General features: G+C 71.8%; 13 protein-coding genes. 4 read left to right on the plus strand and 9 right to left on the minus strand.

Annotated elements, in window-relative coordinates:
* Positions 1–19: 19 nt before the first annotated feature.
* The 4 genes from cobI to FDP22_RS15360 form a co-directional block, all read right to left on the minus strand.
* Positions 20–727 carry a precorrin-2 C(20)-methyltransferase gene (cobI, locus tag FDP22_RS15345; protein ID WP_138574970.1) on the minus strand — a complete coding sequence of 236 codons (708 nt, stop codon included), beginning with the start codon at positions 725–727 and terminating at the stop codon, positions 20–22.
* 418 nt (positions 728–1,145) lie between these two features.
* Complete coding sequence (gene cbiE / locus FDP22_RS15350) at positions 1,146–2,342, minus strand: precorrin-6y C5,15-methyltransferase (decarboxylating) subunit CbiE (RefSeq protein WP_138574972.1); 1,197 nt, start codon at positions 2,340–2,342, stop codon at positions 1,146–1,148.
* Positions 2,339–2,974 (minus strand): precorrin-8X methylmutase, encoded by a 636-nt coding sequence (locus tag FDP22_RS15355; RefSeq protein WP_205910901.1) that lies wholly within the window; start codon positions 2,972–2,974, stop codon positions 2,339–2,341. The genes cbiE and FDP22_RS15355 overlap by 4 nt, the downstream gene beginning before the upstream one ends.
* Before the next feature lie 1,625 nt (positions 2,975–4,599).
* Positions 4,600–5,847, minus strand: coding sequence for a sirohydrochlorin chelatase (locus FDP22_RS15360; RefSeq protein WP_138574974.1), 1,248 nt, complete (start codon positions 5,845–5,847; stop codon positions 4,600–4,602).
* Between the two features lie 431 nt (positions 5,848–6,278).
* Here FDP22_RS15360 and FDP22_RS15365 point away from each other — a divergent pair, with 431 nt between their 5' ends.
* Positions 6,279–7,262: a glutathione S-transferase family protein gene (locus FDP22_RS15365; protein WP_138574976.1), complete on the plus strand. Its 984-nt coding sequence runs from the start codon at positions 6,279–6,281 to the stop codon at positions 7,260–7,262.
* A gap of 195 nt (positions 7,263–7,457) precedes the next feature.
* Here the strand turns inward: FDP22_RS15365 and FDP22_RS15370 are convergent, their stop codons facing one another.
* The 5 genes from FDP22_RS15370 to FDP22_RS15390 all read right to left on the minus strand — a co-directional run bounded on the left by FDP22_RS15370 (position 7,458) and on the right by FDP22_RS15390 (position 13,592).
* Positions 7,458–7,850, minus strand: a complete 393-nt coding sequence (locus tag FDP22_RS15370; protein WP_138574978.1) for a response regulator — start codon at positions 7,848–7,850, stop codon at positions 7,458–7,460.
* 133 nt (positions 7,851–7,983) lie between these two features.
* Positions 7,984–8,331 carry a RidA family protein gene (locus FDP22_RS15375; protein WP_138574980.1) on the minus strand — a complete coding sequence of 116 codons (348 nt, stop codon included), beginning with the start codon at positions 8,329–8,331 and terminating at the stop codon, positions 7,984–7,986.
* A 94-nt stretch (positions 8,332–8,425) separates the two neighbouring features.
* On the minus strand, positions 8,426–9,454 hold the full coding sequence (locus FDP22_RS15380; RefSeq protein ID WP_138574982.1) for a histone deacetylase family protein: 1,029 nt from the start codon (positions 9,452–9,454) through the stop codon (positions 8,426–8,428).
* A 530-nt stretch (positions 9,455–9,984) separates the two neighbouring features.
* Positions 9,985–11,787 (minus strand): adenylate/guanylate cyclase domain-containing protein, encoded by a 1,803-nt coding sequence (locus FDP22_RS15385; protein ID WP_138574984.1) that lies wholly within the window; start codon positions 11,785–11,787, stop codon positions 9,985–9,987.
* A 386-nt stretch (positions 11,788–12,173) separates the two neighbouring features.
* On the minus strand, positions 12,174–13,592 hold the full coding sequence (locus FDP22_RS15390) for a sigma-54-dependent transcriptional regulator (RefSeq protein WP_138574986.1): 1,419 nt from the start codon (positions 13,590–13,592) through the stop codon (positions 12,174–12,176).
* A gap of 335 nt (positions 13,593–13,927) precedes the next feature.
* On the opposite strand from FDP22_RS15390, the gene FDP22_RS15395 reads away from it, so the two are divergent.
* The 3 genes from FDP22_RS15395 (at position 13,928) to FDP22_RS15405 (ending at position 17,501) form a co-directional block, all read left to right on the plus strand.
* Complete coding sequence (locus FDP22_RS15395) at positions 13,928–14,761, plus strand: OmpA family protein (RefSeq protein WP_138574988.1); 834 nt, start codon at positions 13,928–13,930, stop codon at positions 14,759–14,761.
* A gap of 526 nt (positions 14,762–15,287) precedes the next feature.
* Positions 15,288–15,626 (plus strand): hypothetical protein, encoded by a 339-nt coding sequence (locus FDP22_RS15400; RefSeq protein ID WP_138574990.1) that lies wholly within the window; start codon positions 15,288–15,290, stop codon positions 15,624–15,626.
* 117 nt (positions 15,627–15,743) lie between these two features.
* The gene (locus FDP22_RS15405; RefSeq protein ID WP_239031950.1) at positions 15,744–17,501 is read left to right on the plus strand and encodes a M3 family oligoendopeptidase; all 1,758 of its coding nucleotides are present in this window, start codon (positions 15,744–15,746) and stop codon (positions 17,499–17,501) included.

Raw genomic sequence — 17,501 nt, forward strand, 5'->3', positions numbered from 1 at the left:
GCCTCCCGGCCCGGTTGCGTCATCCCAACCATGGGTCTCCCCCCTTGCGCAGCAGGATCATCGAGAAATACGGCGCCGCTTCCGGCGCCTCGGACAGAGGCAGGGCGCGGCCGTCCGGGTGGCCGGCGCGCTCCACGTAGACGGCCCGCTCCGCGAGCCCCATCTGCGTGAGCAGGTCGCGCACCCGCGCCAGGTGCCGGCCGATCTTCAGGATGGCGAGCGAATCCGCCGCCGCCACGGCGGCGCGCAGCGCCGGCCCCGGCAGCGGGGCCGGCAGCACGGTGAACACCTCGTTGCGGGCCGCAACCGGCCGGCCGGCCAGCGCCGCACAGGCCGCGACCGAGCTCACCCCCGGCACCACCTCGCAGTGAAACCGCGGCGCCAGCCGGGCGTGCAGGTACATGAACGACCCGTAGAGCAGCGGATCCCCCTCGCAGAGCAGTGCCACGTCGCGCCCGGCACCGAGCGCCACGGCCACGCGCTCCGCGCCCGCGTCATAGGCCGCCTGCGCCGGGGCCCGCTCCGGCGTCATCGGCACGTCGATGCGGATCTCCTCGACCCCCGGAGCGATGGACCCGGCGGCGATCGCCCGCGCCATGCTCGGCCCACCCGGCCGGGCGGGATAGGCGACGACCGGGCAGGCTCCGATCAGCCGGTGCGCCTTCAGCGTCATCAGTTCCGGATCCCCGGGACCCAGACCGATCCCGTAGAGAATGCCCTGCGCCATCACCCGCACTCCGCCCTTGCCGGCACGCAGCCGGTGGCCAACGCCGCCCGGAGCGTCCGGGGCCGCCTCCGTGGAAAACCCGCCGCGACCGCACTCGCGATCCCGCCTCCGGCACCCGCCTTGCCTGCTGGGGCCTCCCCCGCGTGGCGCAACGGCGCCGGAGCCATCTCGTCCCGAAGTGCCTCTGCCGCGCGGCCGACACCGGAGACGAAAGCCGCCTGCGCCCGCGGCACCACCCGGGGCCGCCTCGCATCAGCGCCGTCACAGGCCGGAGTGCTCACTCCGGGACGCCGCGCGGCGTCCCGCGCGTCCATCCGCGCAAGCGCCACCACCCCGCGGTTCAGGGGGAACAGGGCCTTCCGCCGGGCGCGGAGAGGCCCGTCAGGCATCCGCCGGGAGGGCGAGGGCGCATCCGGGGTCATCGCTGAAGGCTCCACTGGGTGACGGGGCGCAGCGGCGCCCAGGCGCGGTGCGGGCCGAGGGGGCCGGCGCGGGAGACGGAAATCTCCGTGAGGTCGCCGCCGTGGCGGGCCTGCAGGCGCGTGGCGAGGCTTGCGCCCTCCAGCGTCACGCAATTGGCCACCAGCCGGCCGAGGGGGCGCAGCGCGGCGAGGGCACGGTCGACCACGGCCTCGCCGAGACCGCCGCCGATGAAGACCGCATCGGGCGCCGGCAGGTCCGCCAGCGCCTCGGGCAGGGTGCCGGCGACGAGGCGCAGGCCCGGCACGCCCAGCCGGCGCGCGTTCTCCCCGGCGAAGGCGAGACGGTCGGCCCGGGCCTCCACGCCGATGGCGCGGGCGTCGCGCGCCGCGCGCATCCACTCGATCGACACCGATCCGGCGCCGCAGCCGAGATCCCACAGCAGCGCGCCCGGCATCGGCATCAGCCGCGCGAGGGTGACGGCGCGAACCTCCGCCTTGGTGATGGTGCCGTCATTGAGGTACACCGCCTCCGGCAGCCCCGGCACGCGGGAGAGGAGCTGCGCCTGCGGCCCGGCCACGCACTCGACGGCGAGGGTATGGAAGGCCGGGGCCGCGCCCTGCCAGTCCGCGGCGCGGGCCTGCGCCCGGGCCTCGCGCGCGCCGCCCATGGCGGCCAGAACGGTGAGCCGGCTGTCGCCGAACCCCCGCGCGCCCAGCAGCGCGGCCACCGCGGCGGGGGTGCCCGGTCCGTCGGAGAGCACCAGCAGGCGCGCCCCGGGCGTCACGTGCGGCAGGAGGGTCTCCACCGGCCGGCCGTGCACGGTGAGCGTCTCCACCCCGGCCAGCGGCCAGCCCATGCGCGCCGCGGCAAGCTGGAAGGCAGAGGGATGCGGGTGCAGTTCCGCCTCGGCCCCGAAGGCGGCGGCCAGCGTCTCGCCGACCGAGAACCACATCGGATCCCCGGTGGCCATCACCGTCACCCGGCGGCCGCGATGCGCCGCGATCTCCGCCACCAGCGCGCAGAAGGGCGACGGCCAGTGCATCCGCTCGGCGGGATGACCGGCGGCCAGCGCGTGGTGGCGCGCGCCTCCGACCAGCACCTCGGCCGCCTCGAAGGCGGCACGGGCGCGGGCGCCGAGACCGGCGGGGCCGTCCTCCCCCATCCCTACGATCTGCAGCCAGGGGGAGGTCACCGGCGCTCCTCCGGCAGGCCGGCGGCCAGCGCGTTCACCGCCGCCGATGCCATGGCCGAGCCGCCGCGCCGGCCGCGCAGGGCCACGAACTCGCAGCCGCGCGGATTGGCCGCCAGCGCGGCCTTGCTCTCCGCCGCGCCGACGAACCCGACCGGGAAGCCCAGGATCAGCGCCGGGCGCGGCCAGCCCTGGTCCAGTAGCTCGAGCAGGTGGAACAGCGCGGTGGGCGCGTTCCCGATCGCCACCACGGCGCCCTCGAGCCGGTCTCCCCAGAGCTCCACCGCGGCGGCGGACCGGGTGTTGCCGATGGCGCGGGCGCGCTCGGGCACGGTCTCCTCGGCGATGCTGGTGATCACTTCGTTGCCGGCCGGCAGCCGCCCGGGGATGATCCCCGCCGCCACCATCCGGCAGTCGCACAGCACCGGCGCCCCGGCCTCCAGCGCCGCGCGCCCCGCCTCGAAGGCCCCGGCGGAGAAGGCCAGCCTGTCGGCAACCTCGACCATGCCGCAGGCGTGAATCACCCGGATCGCCAGCGCCTGCAGGCCGGGGGGGAACCGCTCCAGCCGCGCCTCGGCCCGCACGGTGGCGAAGGAGGCGGCGTAGATCGCGGAGGGGTCGCGCTCATAGCGCAGCGGAAAGGGCAGGATCCGGCGCTCCGGGCGCGCGGCGCGCAGCGCCTCCTCGGGCACGGGAGGGGACCCGGCCCCGCCACGCTCCGCCAGAGCGGGCCGGCTTGCACGCATCGCGTGCTCCTCCGGCACCGCCGGGCGTGCGCCGGGTGCAGGCCCCTCCGATGCTGGCCGGCTCGCGCCTGGTACATGCCCCTCCGGCACGGGCGGGCTCGCGCCTGGTACATGCTCCTCCTGCATGGGCGGGCTGACGTCGGGTACTTGCTCCCCCGGCACCGGCGGGCTGACGCCCGGTACATGGTCCTTCGGTACGGGCGGGCTCACGCCGGGTGCATGCTCCTCCGGCACCGGCGGCCTCATGCCGGGTACATGCCCCTCCGGTACGGGCGGGCTCACGCCGGGAACAGGCTGTGCCGTGGCGGGCGTGAGGACGGAACCGGCCGCTCCTGCAGGCGGCCGCGAAACGTGGCCCGACCCGGGCCGGGCCGCTTCCGAAGGCGGGGGCGCCGCCTTGGCCGCGCGCCCGGGGCGCCCCGCCGGCTCTGTCTCGGACGCGTGGAGGGGAGGCCCGGAGGGCCCGGCCGGATCGTCGGTCTGCCCGGTGCCGTCGCAAGGGTCGGTTGTGGCGGAGCAGCCCGCCTGCCCGGCAGCTTGCGGTGCTCCGGGCGCGCTGGCGGCGGGATCAGGGAAGGCCCGCGCAGCCGCGCGGGCGGTGAGTTCGGCACGGGCGGCGGCGCGCAGGGCGGTCTCGTGGCCGGCGCCGAGGATCCAGCCCTCCTCGGTCTGCGCGGCGGCGCGCTCGGCGGGGGTGACATCCGGGGCGAAGAGCGGGGCCAGCGCGCCCACCGCGTCCAGCCGGGCGAAGGCGGCGGCGAGCAGGCTCACCTGTGCGCGGTCACGGATGGTCTCGCCGGCGGCTTCCAGCTCCGCCGTCTCCGCGGCGATAAGCGAGGGGTAGATCTCGGCCAGCACCACCGGCGCCCCGGGCACCTGCAAGCCGGTCTCGAAGGGCCAGAAGGCCGCCCCGGGCACGCCCGCGCGCAGCCGGTGCAACACCGGCAGCCCGGTCAGCGCCTGCGAGCCGGCGGCCCCGGTGGTGTAGAGCTTCCACAGCGTCTGCGCCCGGGTGACCCGGCGTTCGACGGCGCGGCGCTCCGGCAGATCGGCGAAGGGCTGCGGGCGGTGGCGCGGCACGCCCGGATGCGGCGCACCCTCCGGGCGGCTCCAGAACGGGCCGTCGCCCGGGAAGTGGGCGTTCATCGCCTCGGCCACGGCGAAGCGGTTGTTCGCGTTCTCCGGCCCGTCGGTGATCTCGCGCGCCAGCCAGGCGAACCAGGCGAGGGCCGAGGCCTCTCCGGTCACCGCCCGGGCGAGGCCTCGCGGCGCGCCCACGGGGAAATCCACACCGCAGAGCACCCGCCGCCCGGCCGCGCATTCGGCGAGCAGGAGGGCGCGCAACCGGGCCTCCGCCTCGGCCCGGTCACGGCAGTAGATCGTTTCGGGGGGGCCGCCATCGCCGCGCGCCACGCCGATCCAGATGGCGTCGGCGCTCTCGCGGCGCGGCGCGCGCGCGGAGGACGCCGACCAGTCAACGACCAGGCAGGTGTCGAACAGTGCCGCCGGGGACGTCACTTCCGCCTCACGCTCTCCGGCCCGAGCGGGTGGTCGGCATGCGGATAGGGGTGGTGATGGTGGTCATGGGCATGATCGTGCGGATGGGCGTGATCGTGGGCGTGATCATGATCATGCGCATGGTCCTGGTGATGGGCTTGGTCAAGGGCGTGACCGTGCTCACGGTCATGCGCATGGTCGTGGTGATGGCCGTGATCGTGGTCCCGCCCATGCTCGTGGTGATCACCGTGATCGTGGTGATGATGGTCATGGTCATGCCCATGACCGTGCGCAGCCGCCGCCCCCTCCGGCGCGAGGCGGCATTCCCCGGTGCAGAACGTGTCGCACAGGGTGCAGTCGGCCACGTTGGAGCCGGGCGCGCTCGCCCCCTGCCCCTCGACATGGTGATGGTGGCTTTCCTGCGGCAGGCCGACCTCGGCCTCGAAGCCCAGCACCTGGGTGCGGTACTTGCACATGCCGCAGTTCATCGCGTTCTCGCCGTCGAGAATCTCCCGCACCCGGTCGGCGAAGGTGGCGATCACCTGCGGGTGGTCATTGAGATAACCCGCCTTCACGAACTCGATGTCCGGGTGCTTCTCCGCCGCGCGGTCGGTGAAGCCGTAGATCCGGTCGATCAGGATGCCGGTGAACAGGAAATACGGGAACACGATCACCCGCCGGTAGCCCAGCCGCGCCACGTGGTCGAGACAGGGTTCCACCAGCGGGAAGGTGACGCCGGAATAGCCGGTCTCGGCCCAGCCGAAGCCCATGCCCTCCCAGAGCAGCCGGGTGATCTTGGAGACGTTGGAATTCGCGTCCGGGTCGGAGGCGCCGCGGCCGATCACCACCAGCGCCGTCTCGTGCAGCGGCACCGCGCCGCGCGTGGCGTTGGCGGTGTCGACGGCCGCCTTCACCCGGGCGCCGGCGGCCGCGACCATGCGCGGGTCCACCCCCAGCTCGCGGCCGTACTGCACGGTGATGCCATGCTTGCGGGCATAGGTGTTGAGCACGGTGGGAATGTCGTTCTTCGCGTGCATGGCGGCGAAGAGCATGCCCGGCACGGCGAGGATATGGTCGCACCCCTGCGCGCGCAGCCGGTCCAGCCCGTCGCGGATCACCGGGTTGGCGAACTCCAGGTAGCCGTATTCCACCGGCCAGTCCGGCGGCAGCAGCGGCGGCAGCGCCTGCGCCAGCACCGCGAATTCGTCCACCGCCGCCTGCGAGCGCGAGCCGTGGCCGCAGATCATCACTCCGATCTTCGCCATTCTCAGCCCTGCCGCCCTGCGGACGTCGTCCTGCTCATGAGGTTATGCATGCGGCCTCCCTCTCCTTCCGGTACGGACGGAAGACACGCAGGCGGCCGGTGCCGCTGCGCTCCTCGGGAGGACGATTCTGCCGCGAAGGCCCCCGACATGGGTCGGCCCGACGGGCAGGACACCGCTCCGGCCCCGAAGCCCGGGGCACCGTCCTGTTGCCGGGCGCAGCATAGGCAAGCGCCCGCCGGGGTTCAACGACCAATCCCTGCGGCATGCCCGCCGAACCGGCGCTGCAACGGCCCGGAATTGTCCCCATCGCGCGGCCGGCATCGGAGGTGTGGCCGTTTACTGTATCCGAATGCTCAACAGTATCTGCACGCCGCGCCGGCTTCCCCTGCCTCCGCGGCGGCCTATGTTGTGCGGCGAAAGGGAGATACACGATGGGACAGTTGATCGACGGCCAGTGGCATGACACCTGGTACGACACCGAGAAGAGCGGCGGGCGCTTCGTGCGCACCACCACCGGCTTCCGCAACTGGGTGACGGCGGACGGCAGCCCCGGCCCGTCCGGCACCGGCGGTTTCGCCGCGGAAAGCGGGCGCTACCACCTCTACGTCTCGCTGGCCTGCCCCTGGGCGCACCGCACGCTGATCTTCCGCGCCCTGAAGGGGCTGGAGGCCCATGTGAGCGTCGATGTCGTGCACCCCGACATGCTGTCGGACGGCTGGACCTTCGCCACGGACCGCCCCGGCACCACCGGAGACAGCCTGTTCGGCAAGCCCTTCCTGCGCGACATCTACACCGCCGCCGACCCGACGATCTCCGGTCGCGTCACCGTCCCCATCCTGTGGGACAAGCAGCGCGGCACCATCGTCTCCAACGAATCCGCCGAAATCATCCGGATGTTCAACTCGGCCTTCGACGGCCTGACGGGCAACACCGACGACTACTGGCCCGAGCCCCTGCGCGAGGCCATCGAGCCGGTGAACCAGCGCATCTACGATGACGTGAACAACGGCGTCTACAAGTCCGGCTTCGCCACCAGCCAGGCCGCCTACGACGAGGCGGTGCAGGCGGTGTTCGCCGCGATGGACTGGCTGGAGGCTCGCCTCTCCTCGCAGCGCTACCTGATGGGCGCGCAGGTGACGGAGGCGGACTGGCGGCTGTTCACCACGCTGGTGCGCTTCGATGCCGTCTACCACGGTCATTTCAAGTGCAACCGGCGCAAGCTCTCCGAATACCCGGCGCTCTTCGCCTATGCGCGGGAGCTTTATCAGTGGCCGGGGGTGGCGGAGACGGTGAATTTCGATCACATCATCCGCCACTACCACTACAGCCACGACACGATCAATCCGCACCGCATCGTGCCCATCGGCCCCGATACGGACTGGCAGGCGCCGCACGGCCGCGAACGGCTGGGCTGAGCGCCGGCGGCTGCCTCCCGCCCCGCGCCGTGAGCTGCGCGGCGCGGCGCGGCTGGACGGCTGAGAGCAGGCGACGTTGCCTCGCCGGAGGCCCTGCCCCCGGCCTGCCACGGGCGCCGGGCCCCGCAAGGCGGGGCCAGCGCCGAGCGGGGGCTCGATGCCCCCCGAGGCGCTTTCCCCTCCCGGGTGCCCCGGTCAGGCCCGGGCGCGGTGCGGCTGCTCCTGGAGTTTCGTGCGCATCACGTGTTCGACGAGCGCCTCGAGATCCGAGGGCCGGAACGGCGTGGTCAGCATGCTGCGCACGTTGGGCATGATGTCGAAGATCGATCCGTCGGAGAAGAACCGCTCGCCGCTCACCGCGATGATGCCGACATCGGGGTTCCGGTAGGTCGCGAAATCCGAGATCGCGATGGCGCCGCCGTCAGGCATCACCAGCTGGAGAACGAGCACATCGTAGGAGGTGAACCGCAACAGCTTCACCGCCTCCGCCTGGCTCACCGCCAGGTCCACCGTGAACCCACATCGTTCGAGAAGCCTGGCCCAGATACGACCGAGATCTGCATTATGCTCGACGATGAGAACGTTCATGGTCGTCTGTGCTCGCTTATGATTGGACTGTGAGTCCCGGCCATATTTCCCTTTTAATCTTAATCCGGAGTTAATTGGAAAATCCCCCGGGCGGGTCGGGCAGGACCGGGGTGCGGCCCTGCCCGTGCCGGGCTCAGAGCGCCGCGGTCACGATGATCTCGAACCGGTAGTCAGGGGTGGCAAGGCGCGCCTCGCCGCAGGCACGGGCCGGCGGGTTCGCCGGGTCGACCCAGGCATCCCAGACGGCATTCATCTCGGCGAAATCATCCATGGATTCCAGCCAGATGACGGCGGAGAGCAGCTTCGACTTGTCGCTTCCGGCCTCGTCCAGCAGCGCTTCCACCTGGGCCAGGGCGGCCTTGGTCTGCGCGGTGACGCTCTCGCCCGGCGCGGCAACCTGGCCGGCCAGGTAGACGGTGCCGTTGTGGATGACGGCCTGGCTCATGCGCGGGCCCGAGTGCAGGCGGGTGATGTCGGACATGGGACTTCCTTTTCAGTGCTTGGTCAGTGCTTGGATCAGATGGCCGCGCGCGCCCGGGGGGAGCGGTCCGCGCGGCGGGGTGGAGGCGGGTGGGTCAGCGGTGTGCGGCCTCGAAACCGCCGAGGAAGCTCTCGAGGTTGGCGCCCAATTCGGGGCACAGATAGCCGCCTTCCTGCACGATCAGCGTCGGCAGGCCAAGCCCGGCGATCGCCTCCGCGATGCGCGCGAAGCCCGGCGTGGTCACCCCCAGCCCGGCCAGCGGATCGCCCTCGAACGGGTCCAGCCCCAGGGCGACGACGAGGAAATCCGCGCCGAAATCCGTCACCCGCTGCAGGCCGGGCTCCAGCCCCGCGACAAAGCCGTCATCCGAGGTGCCGCGCGGCAGCGGCAGGTTGAGGTTCGCGCCAAGGCCCGCGCCGGTGCCGCGCTCCTGCGCATGGCCCCAGAAGAACGGGTAGAAGCCGGCCGGGTCCGCGTGGATGGACACGGTCAGCACGTCGCCGCGGGCGTAGAAGATGCCCTGGGTGCCATTGCCGTGATGCAGGTCGACATCGAGAATGGCCGGGCGCCGGCCCGCGGCCAGGGCCGCCTGCGCCGCGATGGCGGAATTGTTGAAGAAGCAGAAGCCGCCGGCGAGGTCGGAGAAGGCATGATGGCCCGGCGGGCGCGACAGCGCATAGGCATGGCGCGCGCCGCCCAGCACCAGGTCGGCGCCGGTGAGCGCGGTCTGGGCGCTCCAGTAGGCCGAGCCGAAGGTGTCCGCCGAGATCGGGCAGGCCGTGTCGGCCATGTGGTAGCCCGCCAGGCCTACGGCCGACGCGGGGTAGCTGGCCTCCTGCCGGCCGGGGTGGATGTTGGGCACCACCTCCTCCGACGCCCCGTCGATGGCGCTCCACATGCCGTGGATGCGGCGCAGGAAGGAGATGTACTCGGCGGTGTGGATGGCCGCCACCGGGCCCAGGCCATGGTCGGCCGGCGTCACCACCTCATGGCCCAGGCGGGTGACCGCGCCCATCAGCGCGTCGATGCGCGCCGGCTGCTCGGGGTTGGGCTTGCGCACCCCGGAGGTCAGGAAATTCTTCGGGTCATGGGCCCGCTGGGCGTCGTGGAACACGGTCTGCATGCGATGGGGAACTCCGGTAGGTCAGATGTGCACACACGACCCCACCCGGCCGCCGGCGTCAAGGCCCTGCCCCGATTGTGTACACCGGTGGTGGACCGAAACCGCCTGATCACCGCGAGGGCAACAGCGCCCGGCTCGGCAGGTTTGACCCCAGCCGGTCCACCGCTGCCACCCGGACGGCTGCCACCCGGACGCGTGTCGCCGGATGGCTGTCGCACGGACAGGTCGCGCCCGGGCGACTGCCTCCCGGACAACTCACGCACGGACAGCTGGTACCCGGACACCTGCCACACAGACGACTGTGCCCGGACGAACGCGCGCGCGTCCGCTGTCGCGCACTCCCCCGGCACAGTTCCGAACTCCCTCCCCCTGCCCGCCGCACCGGTGGCAGGCCGGCCCGCGGACATGGGGCGGCGACGGCCTCAGCGGGGGTCGGGACCCGTCACCATGCGGCACCGGGCCGCGGCGCCGCATCGGCGTGCGGACCATCCGGGGCGGAGCGGGCGGAGGCGGCCGCGATCGGCCGCCGCTCAGGCCTCGGGCAAGCCCGCGAGGCGCAGATGCGCGATGAAGCGGGCGCGGTAATCCGCGTCGCGCACCGGGCAGCGCCGCGCGGCATAATCGGCCAGCGCGAACTCCGGCTCCAGCGCCAGCAGGGCCTGCCCGTGCCGGCGCGCGCCCTCGACGTCGCCCAGGGCACCGGAGCAGGCGGCGAGCAGGCGCAGGTTCGGCGCGTAGTTCGCCCGTTCCGCATGCGAGCGGCGCGCATAGCTCAGCGCCTCGGCGTACCGCCCGGAGAAATACAGCCCCAGGCTGATGAAATCGTAATACTGGAACAGGTCCGGGTCATGCGGGGAGAGGCGCAGCGCGTATTCGGCATGCTGCACCGCCTCCTCGGCGCGGCCGACATAACACAGCGTTGCCGAGGACAGCGCCCAGCCGAGCGCCTGGCCCGGGCCCATGTCCCGCGCCCGGTCCAGGAAGATCAGCGCGCTGTCGTAATCATGCTCCAGATAGGATTTCACATGGCCATAGGCGGCGAGCGCCAGCGCGTTCTGCCGGTCCAGGTGCACCGCCTGCGCGGCGAGGGCGCGGGCGCGGTCCGTGGCCTCCGCCCGGTCCGGCGCCCAGCCCTGCGCCACGTAGATGCAGTGCCAGCGCGCGGCATAGGCGGCGGGCATGGCGAACTCGGGATCGAGCGCCATTGCCCGGCCCAGATGGGAGAGCGCCTCGTCATAGGTGGCCCGGTCGAGATGCGACATCAGGTCGAGCGCCTTGAGCGTGTGATCGTAGGCGGTGAAATTGTCCGGCGGCTTGCGCAGCGCGCGCACCCGCTCCGCCGCGCGCACGTTCGGCGCGATGCGCGAGACCACGCGCTCCACGATCCGGTCCTGCACCTCGAAGAGATCGCTGTGGGAGACCTCGCATTTCTCCGAGAAGATCGTCTCGCCGGAGAGCGCGTCCACCAGCGCGGTCGACACGCGGATCGCGGTGGCCGAGCGGCGCAGCGTGCCCTGCAGCACGTAGCGCACCCCCAGGGCGCGCCCGGCATCGCGCGGGTCCACCGCGCCGGAGCCGAAGCCCTGCGCCGAGGCGCGCGACACCACCACCAGCTCGCGCAGCCCGGCGAGCGAGACGATGATGTCCTCCACCACCCCGTCCGCGAAGTAGCGGAATTCCTCGTCGCCGCCCAGGTTCTGCAGCGGCAGCACGGCGATGGACGGCCGGTCGCCCGCGCTGCGCGGCAGCGGCGTGGCGGCGCGCTTGCCCACCTCGAAGGCCCGCACCGCGCTGCCGATGTTCTTCAGCGTGAGATAGCCGAGGTTGCGATACTCCGCCTCCACGCTGCGCTGGACGGCGTTGTAGAGATCCTCGGAAATGATGATGCCGTCCGGCCGGGTGACCTCCTGCAGCCGCTTGGTGATGTTCACGCCGTCGCCGTAGATGTCCCCGTCCTGGACGATCGCCTCGCAGATGTGCACGCCGATGCGCAGCGACAGGCCCGGATAGGGCCGCAGCTCCGCCTCGCGGTGCGCGCGGATGATGTCCTGGACCTGCAGGGCCCATTCCAGCCCGGCGGTGGCGCTGTCGAAGGTGAGCAGCGCGCCGTCGCCCAGCAGCCGGATGACGGTGCCGCCCTGGCTCTGCACGCTGGGGGTGAGCACCGCAGAGATGAAGTGCATCCACATCGCGTGCGTGCCGGTTTCGTCCTGCGAGGTGAGGGCGGAGTAGCCGGCCATGTCCGCGAACACGACGCAGCGCAGCCGGCGCACCGGAACGGTTCCGACGCCCGACCCGTCCGTGGACCCGAGATGTCCGACGTTCTGCGACATGCGATTCCTTCTCTCCCTCGCGAGGAGTATACCCCCACTTTAGCGGGTTCCGGCACGTCCTGTGTATGCAAACCACGCGCCGCGGCGTGCGCAGGCGCACTTTCGCGAACATAAATCCGGGCGTTCGGCCTGTCCGCCGTCGGGCGTGGCTCCATTGGCACGATTGGTGCGCCGCACGGGCCCGGACGAGGCGCGCAATTACGTACCCTGACAGGGCGCGGCGCAGGCCGCGCGCCCTGCCCGCGCGGTGGCCTCGGCCCCCCGGCAGAGGCGCCCTGCCCTCCCGGACATCACGTCCGCACGCGATGGCACGGGGGAATGGGCCAACCCGATTCGCACCGTGTGGCGCCCCGCCGGGTCAGGCGGCATGCATGCATTCCGGACGCTCAGCGCTCCTGCTGCCGTCGGGCCCCACCCAGGTCCTGTGACGCCTCGTGCTCCCTCCCCTCCCGGGGCTCGTTGAACGGGGCGATCTGGTACTGCGCCATCTTGCGATAGAGGGTGGAGCGGCCGATTCCCAGCCGCCGGGCCGTCTCCGAGATCTGCCCCGAGCACAGGATGAGGGCGTCGGCGATGGCCTCGGCCTCCACCTCGGCCAGCGCGCGCACGCGCCGGGCGCCACGCTCCGAGGGTCGGGCGCGCGGCGCCGGGCGGACGGGCTCGGAAGCGGGCCCGGCGGGCCTGAAATCCGCGAGCCGGATCTCGCTGCCCTCCGAGAGCACCAGCGCGCGGTGCACCGCGTTCTGCAGTTCACGCACGTTCCCGGGCCAGGGCTGCGCCGCGAGCCACTCCGCCACACCCGGCCCGAAGCCGTGGAACTGCCGGCCCTCGCGCCGCGCAGCTTCCGCGGCATGGGTGGCGGCGAGGGCGGAGATGTCCTCTCCGCGCTCGGCCAGCCCCGGAAGGGCGATCTCGACCCCGGCCAGGCGGAAGTAGAGGTCCTCGCGGAAGCGGCCCTCGGCGATCTCCGCTCCCAGGTCGCGATTCGTCGCCGCCAGCAGGCGGACATCCACGGAGACCGGCCCGCGGCCGCCCAGCGGATCGACCTCGCCCTCCTGAACCACGCGCAGCAGCGAGACCTGTGCTGCCAGCGGCATCTCGCCGATCTCGTCGAGGAACAGCGTGCCCCCCTCGGCCTCGCGGAAGCGGCCCGGCTTCGCCCGGTCGGCACCGGTGAAGGCGCCCTTCTCGTGGCCGAAGAGCAGGCTCTCGATCAGGCTTTCGGGCAGGGCGCCGCAGTTCACCGCCACGAAGGCACCGGTGCGACCGGACGTCTCATGGATCGCCCGGGCCAGGCGTTCCTTGCCGCTGCCGCTCGGCCCGGTCACCAGCACCGGCATGCGCGAGGGCGCCACCCGGCGGGCGAGGTCGAGCGCCGCGACCATCGCCGGCGCCCCGGCGACCAGCCCGGCGAAGGCCCCGCTCGGCGCCGGCGCGGCCGGCATCGCGGCATGCCGGGCCACGACGGCGCGCAGCCGGTCCATCGCCACCGGCTTCTCCAGGTAATCCGCCGCGCCGCGCTGCATGGCGCGCACCGCGGTATCCACCCCGCCATCGGCGGTGAGCATCACCACCCGGGCATCGTCGCCGCGCCCGCGCATCACCGACAGCAGGTCCAGCCCGCCCATTCCGGGCAGCCCGATGTCGAGCAGCACCACCCAGGGGCCCGCCTCCGCATCCAGGATATCGAGCGCCACCTGTGCGCAATCCGCCTCGCTCACCACCCGCCCCTGCGCCCTGAACAGGGCCGCGATCACCCGGCGTTGAGCGGCGTCATCCTCCACAACCAGAATCCTACGCTCCATCATCGCCGTTCCCGTGCCGGTATACGCTCAGGCCCGCGGCCCCGGCTGCCGCGAGACCCGTTGCAAGATTGCCTCACCCGCTGAACTTCTGAGCCTAAACCAGTGAAAAAGCTCTTTCCGCGGACCGGGTTGGTTCAAAGTTCTGTTGTGGATTTGATGTATGCGAGCTACACACTAACCTATGTCACGTCCGGCAGGGTGAGCGTCGCAGAACAGCACAATGCAGACTCGCACGTTGTCGAACCTTAAGCCGACGCCGGGGGCTCCGCTCCCGGCATGACACACCATAGTGGCAGCCGTTCAAGTGCTGCTCAACTTGAGAGACGGAGAGAGGGATGAAAGCGATTTCCCGTTTGATGATGGCCGGCGCAGTGGTCGCGCTCGCAGGGTGCAGCTCGCTCCCCGGCGCGAACCTGGGCGGCACCTTCACGGCAGAGAACTACCTGGGCGAAACCATCTCGGGGAGCGATTTCGATTCCTCGCTGGCTCGTGAGTACCAGGCCCTTGCAACCCGGTCGGCCACCAAGGACGTCAACTGGATGGACGCCACGGCGTACGTGTCCAAGTCGGAAGCTGCCGCCTCCGGCAGCGCCCCGGCCTGGACCCCGGAGGAGCTCGGCGTGTCCGCACCCCCGGGCCTCTACGAAGACGTGGTTGCCACCGTCGCCGCCAACAAGGCCGCGCGTCCGGCCGAGTGCGCCAAGGCGCAGGCCATGTGGGACCAGTACCTCGAGTCGATGACCGACTACTCGGGCGTCTGCATCAACACCGACGATGCGAAGGCGATGCTCGACGAAGCCCTCGCCGCCTGTAAGGGTGCGGCACCGGGCGACTATGTCGTCTACTTCGGCTTCGACCGCTACGACCTGACCGATGCCGGCAGCGAAGTGATCGACCAGGTCGTCGGCGCACTGAAGAGCTACACCGCTCCGCTCGTGTCCGTCGTGGGTCACACCGACACCGTCGGGTCGCTCTCCTACAACCAGACGCTGTCCGAGCGTCGCGCCAACACCGTGCGCAACGCGATCCTGTCGCGCGGCGCAGCCGAGGGCGTGACCACCGGCACCATCACCACGGCCGGCCGTTCCTGGACCGAGCCTGCGGTCGACACCGGCCCGAACGTGCGCGAAGCACGCAACCGCCGCGCGACCATCGCCATCTCGCAGTAAGCGACCGGCGATACCAGCCTTCGACGGCCCTGCAGAAATGCGGGGCCGTTTTTCGTTGAACGGGCTGCCGGGCCGGAACCGCCCCGACGCCTGGCGAACGGGTGGCCACGCCGCCCCCCGCCGGGCCATGACCCGCATCTCAGAAAACGGGCGTGCCCGCCCCTTTTCCGATCCGTGGCGCACCTCGACGCCGCCGGAGCACGGCCGGCTGCACCTCCCCGCGGCCCGCCCCGGACCTCCCTGCGCAAGGCCGACCCCGCTCAAGGCACCTTCCCTCCCCCCTATCCGCCGGACGCCGCACCTTCGGCGGGCGCGCGGGCCACACGCGCCGCATCCGCCACATGCCCCTGAAGCGCGGACAGGCCCGCTCGGGCGTGCGCCGCGGACCGCCCGCCGCCGGGCGATGATGTCAGCCAGAGCTTTCCGGGGTGTGAACAGCGGGAGGGCCGCAGCCATCGGGGCACGCATGGTGGGAATGTGGTCGGACGGGGATGCAATCGCTCCGGCCTCCGGTTATATTCCCGGGATGTTCAGAGCCTGCGCGTTTCTCACTGCCCTGTCGCTGCCCGGCCCGCTGATGGCCGGTCCCTCCGGTACGCCCCCGGACACGCCGGACCGGATGCTCGACCGTCTCGAGACGCGCAGCCGGGACGAGGACGCGACGCTGGGCACGGAGCTGGACAGGCTCGACGCGCAGCACACGCCGGCGGCAGACCCCACGGCGCTGCCGGACACCGATCCCGCACACTTGCGGGACGCAGCGCCCACGCCCTTGCGCGAAGCAGCCCCCGCGCCCCTGCGTGCGCCCGCGCCCGAAAACGCCCGCGCCGCGGCCCCGCCCCCGGGCGCCGCCAAGACCGACTGACCCTTTCAAGCCGACCCGGAGACCCTGATGGCCAAGTTCCTTCTGCCGCTCGCCCCGCTGACCGACACTGCCGAAACGGCTGCCCCGGGGAAGGCGGGCAAGGGCGATTTCGGCGCCATGCCCGAATGGATCCTCGACGATCTCTACCCGGCCGAGGACGCCCCCGCGCTGGCCGAGGACATGGCCTGGCTGGCCGAGGAGGCCACCGCCTTCGCCGCCGATTTCGAGGGCAGGCTCGCCAGCCTCGACGCCCCCAGCCTCGCCGCCTGCGTGAAGCGCTACGAGCGCATCCAGCAGGTGGCCGGCCGGGTGATGTCCTACGCCGGGCTGCGCTACTACCAGAACACGATCGACCCCTCCCGCGCGAAGTTCTTCTCGGACTGCCAGGGCAAGCTCACGGACATCTCCACCCCGCTGGTGTTCTTCTCGCTGGAGTTCAACCGGATCGATGACGCGGTGCTGGAAGCGCGCTACTCGGAGAGCGCCGAGCTCGCCCGTTACCGCCCCGTGCTGGACCGGATGCGCGCCTTCAAGCCCTACCAGCTCTCCGACGAGCTGGAGAAGTTCCTGCATGACCAGTCCGTCGTCGGGGCCTCCGCCTGGAACCGGCTGTTCGACGAGACCATGGCCGGGCTGGAATTCGAGGTGGATGGCGAGAGCCTTGGCCTGGAGGCCACGCTGAACCTGCTCTCGGACAGCGACCGCGCCCAGCGGAAGGCCGGCGCCGAGGCGCTGGTGGCGGTGTTCACCGAGCGGCTGCCGCTGTTCGCGCGCGTCACCAACACGCTTGCCAAGGAGAAGGAGATCGAGGACCGCTGGCGCGGCATGCCCACGCCGCAGACCGGCCGCCACCTCTCCAACCACGTGGAGCCGGAAGTGGTGCAGGCGCTGCGCGACGCGGTGGTCGCGGCCTATCCGCGCCTCTCGCACCGCTATTACGCGCTGAAGGCGAAGTGGCTGGGGCTGGAGACGCTCGAATTCTGGGACCGCAACGCGCCGCTGCCCGAGCGCGAGGACCGCGATGTGCCCTGGGCCGAGGCGCGCCAGACCGTGCTGGACGCCTATGCGGATTTCTCCCCCGAAATGGCCGCCATCGCCGAGCCCTTCTTCGACAAGGGCTGGATCGACGCGCCGGCGAAGCCCGGCAAGGCGCCCGGCGCCTTCGCCCACCCCACGGTGACGGACGCGCATCCCTACGTGCTGCTCAACTACCTCGGCAAGCAGCGGGACGTGATGACGCTGGCGCATGAGCTGGGCCACGGCGTGCACCAGGTGCTGGCGGCCGAGCAGGGCGAACTGCTCTCCTCCACGCCCCTCACCCTGGCGGAGACCGCGAGCGTCTTTGGCGAGATGCTCACCTTCCGCAAGCTGCTGGACGCGGCCCCCGACAAGGCCGCACGCAAGACCCTGCTCGCCGGCAAGGTGGAGGACATGATCAACACGGTCGTGCGCCAGATCGCCTTCTACGACTTCGAGTGCAAGCTGCATGCCGCCCGCGCCAAGGGCGAGCTCACCCCCGACCAGATCAACGAGATCTGGATGTCGGTGCAGGGCGAGAGCCTCGGACCGGTGTTCACCTTCGCGCCGGGCTACGAGACCTTCTGGTCCTACGTGCCGCATTTCATCCACTCGCCCTTCTACGTCTACGCCTATGCCTTCGGCGACGGGCTGGTGAACGCGCTCTACGCGGTCTACGAGAGCGGCGAGCCGGGCTTCCAGGAGAAGTATTTCGACATGCTGAAGGCGGGCGGCTCCAAGCACCACAAGGAGCTGCTTGCCCCCTTCGGCCTCGATCTCTCGGACCCGTCCTTCTGGGACAAGGGCCTCGGGCTCATCGAGAGCATGATCGACGAACTCGAAGCGATGGAGGACTGA

The organism is Paroceanicella profunda (genome assembly GCF_005887635.2).
Lineage (GTDB): Bacteria > Pseudomonadota > Alphaproteobacteria > Rhodobacterales > Rhodobacteraceae > Paroceanicella > Paroceanicella profunda.

What these genes read in the sequence shown, in the direction of transcription:
- FDP22_RS15385 (WP_138574984.1), bottom strand. Translation starts at nt 11,787, where the DNA reads ATGTCGCAGAACGTCGGACATCTCGGGTCCACGGACGGGTCGGGCGTC.
- FDP22_RS15395 (WP_138574988.1), top strand. Translation starts at nt 13,928, where the DNA reads ATGAAAGCGATTTCCCGTTTGATGATGGCCGGCGCAGTGGTCGCGCTC.
- FDP22_RS15370 (WP_138574978.1), bottom strand. Translation starts at nt 7,850, where the DNA reads ATGAACGTTCTCATCGTCGAGCATAATGCAGATCTCGGTCGTATCTGG.
- FDP22_RS15365 (WP_138574976.1), top strand. Translation starts at nt 6,279, where the DNA reads ATGGGACAGTTGATCGACGGCCAGTGGCATGACACCTGGTACGACACC.
- FDP22_RS15360 (WP_138574974.1), bottom strand. Translation starts at nt 5,847, where the DNA reads ATGGCGAAGATCGGAGTGATGATCTGCGGCCACGGCTCGCGCTCGCAG.
- FDP22_RS15375 (WP_138574980.1), bottom strand. Translation starts at nt 8,331, where the DNA reads ATGTCCGACATCACCCGCCTGCACTCGGGCCCGCGCATGAGCCAGGCC.
- FDP22_RS15380 (WP_138574982.1), bottom strand. Translation starts at nt 9,454, where the DNA reads ATGCAGACCGTGTTCCACGACGCCCAGCGGGCCCATGACCCGAAGAAT.
- FDP22_RS15390 (WP_138574986.1), bottom strand. Translation starts at nt 13,592, where the DNA reads ATGGAGCGTAGGATTCTGGTTGTGGAGGATGACGCCGCTCAACGCCGG.
- FDP22_RS15405 (WP_239031950.1), top strand. Translation starts at nt 15,744, where the DNA reads ATGCCCGAATGGATCCTCGACGATCTCTACCCGGCCGAGGACGCCCCC.
- FDP22_RS15400 (WP_138574990.1), top strand. Translation starts at nt 15,288, where the DNA reads ATGTTCAGAGCCTGCGCGTTTCTCACTGCCCTGTCGCTGCCCGGCCCG.
- cobI (WP_138574970.1), bottom strand. Translation starts at nt 727, where the DNA reads ATGGCGCAGGGCATTCTCTACGGGATCGGTCTGGGTCCCGGGGATCCG.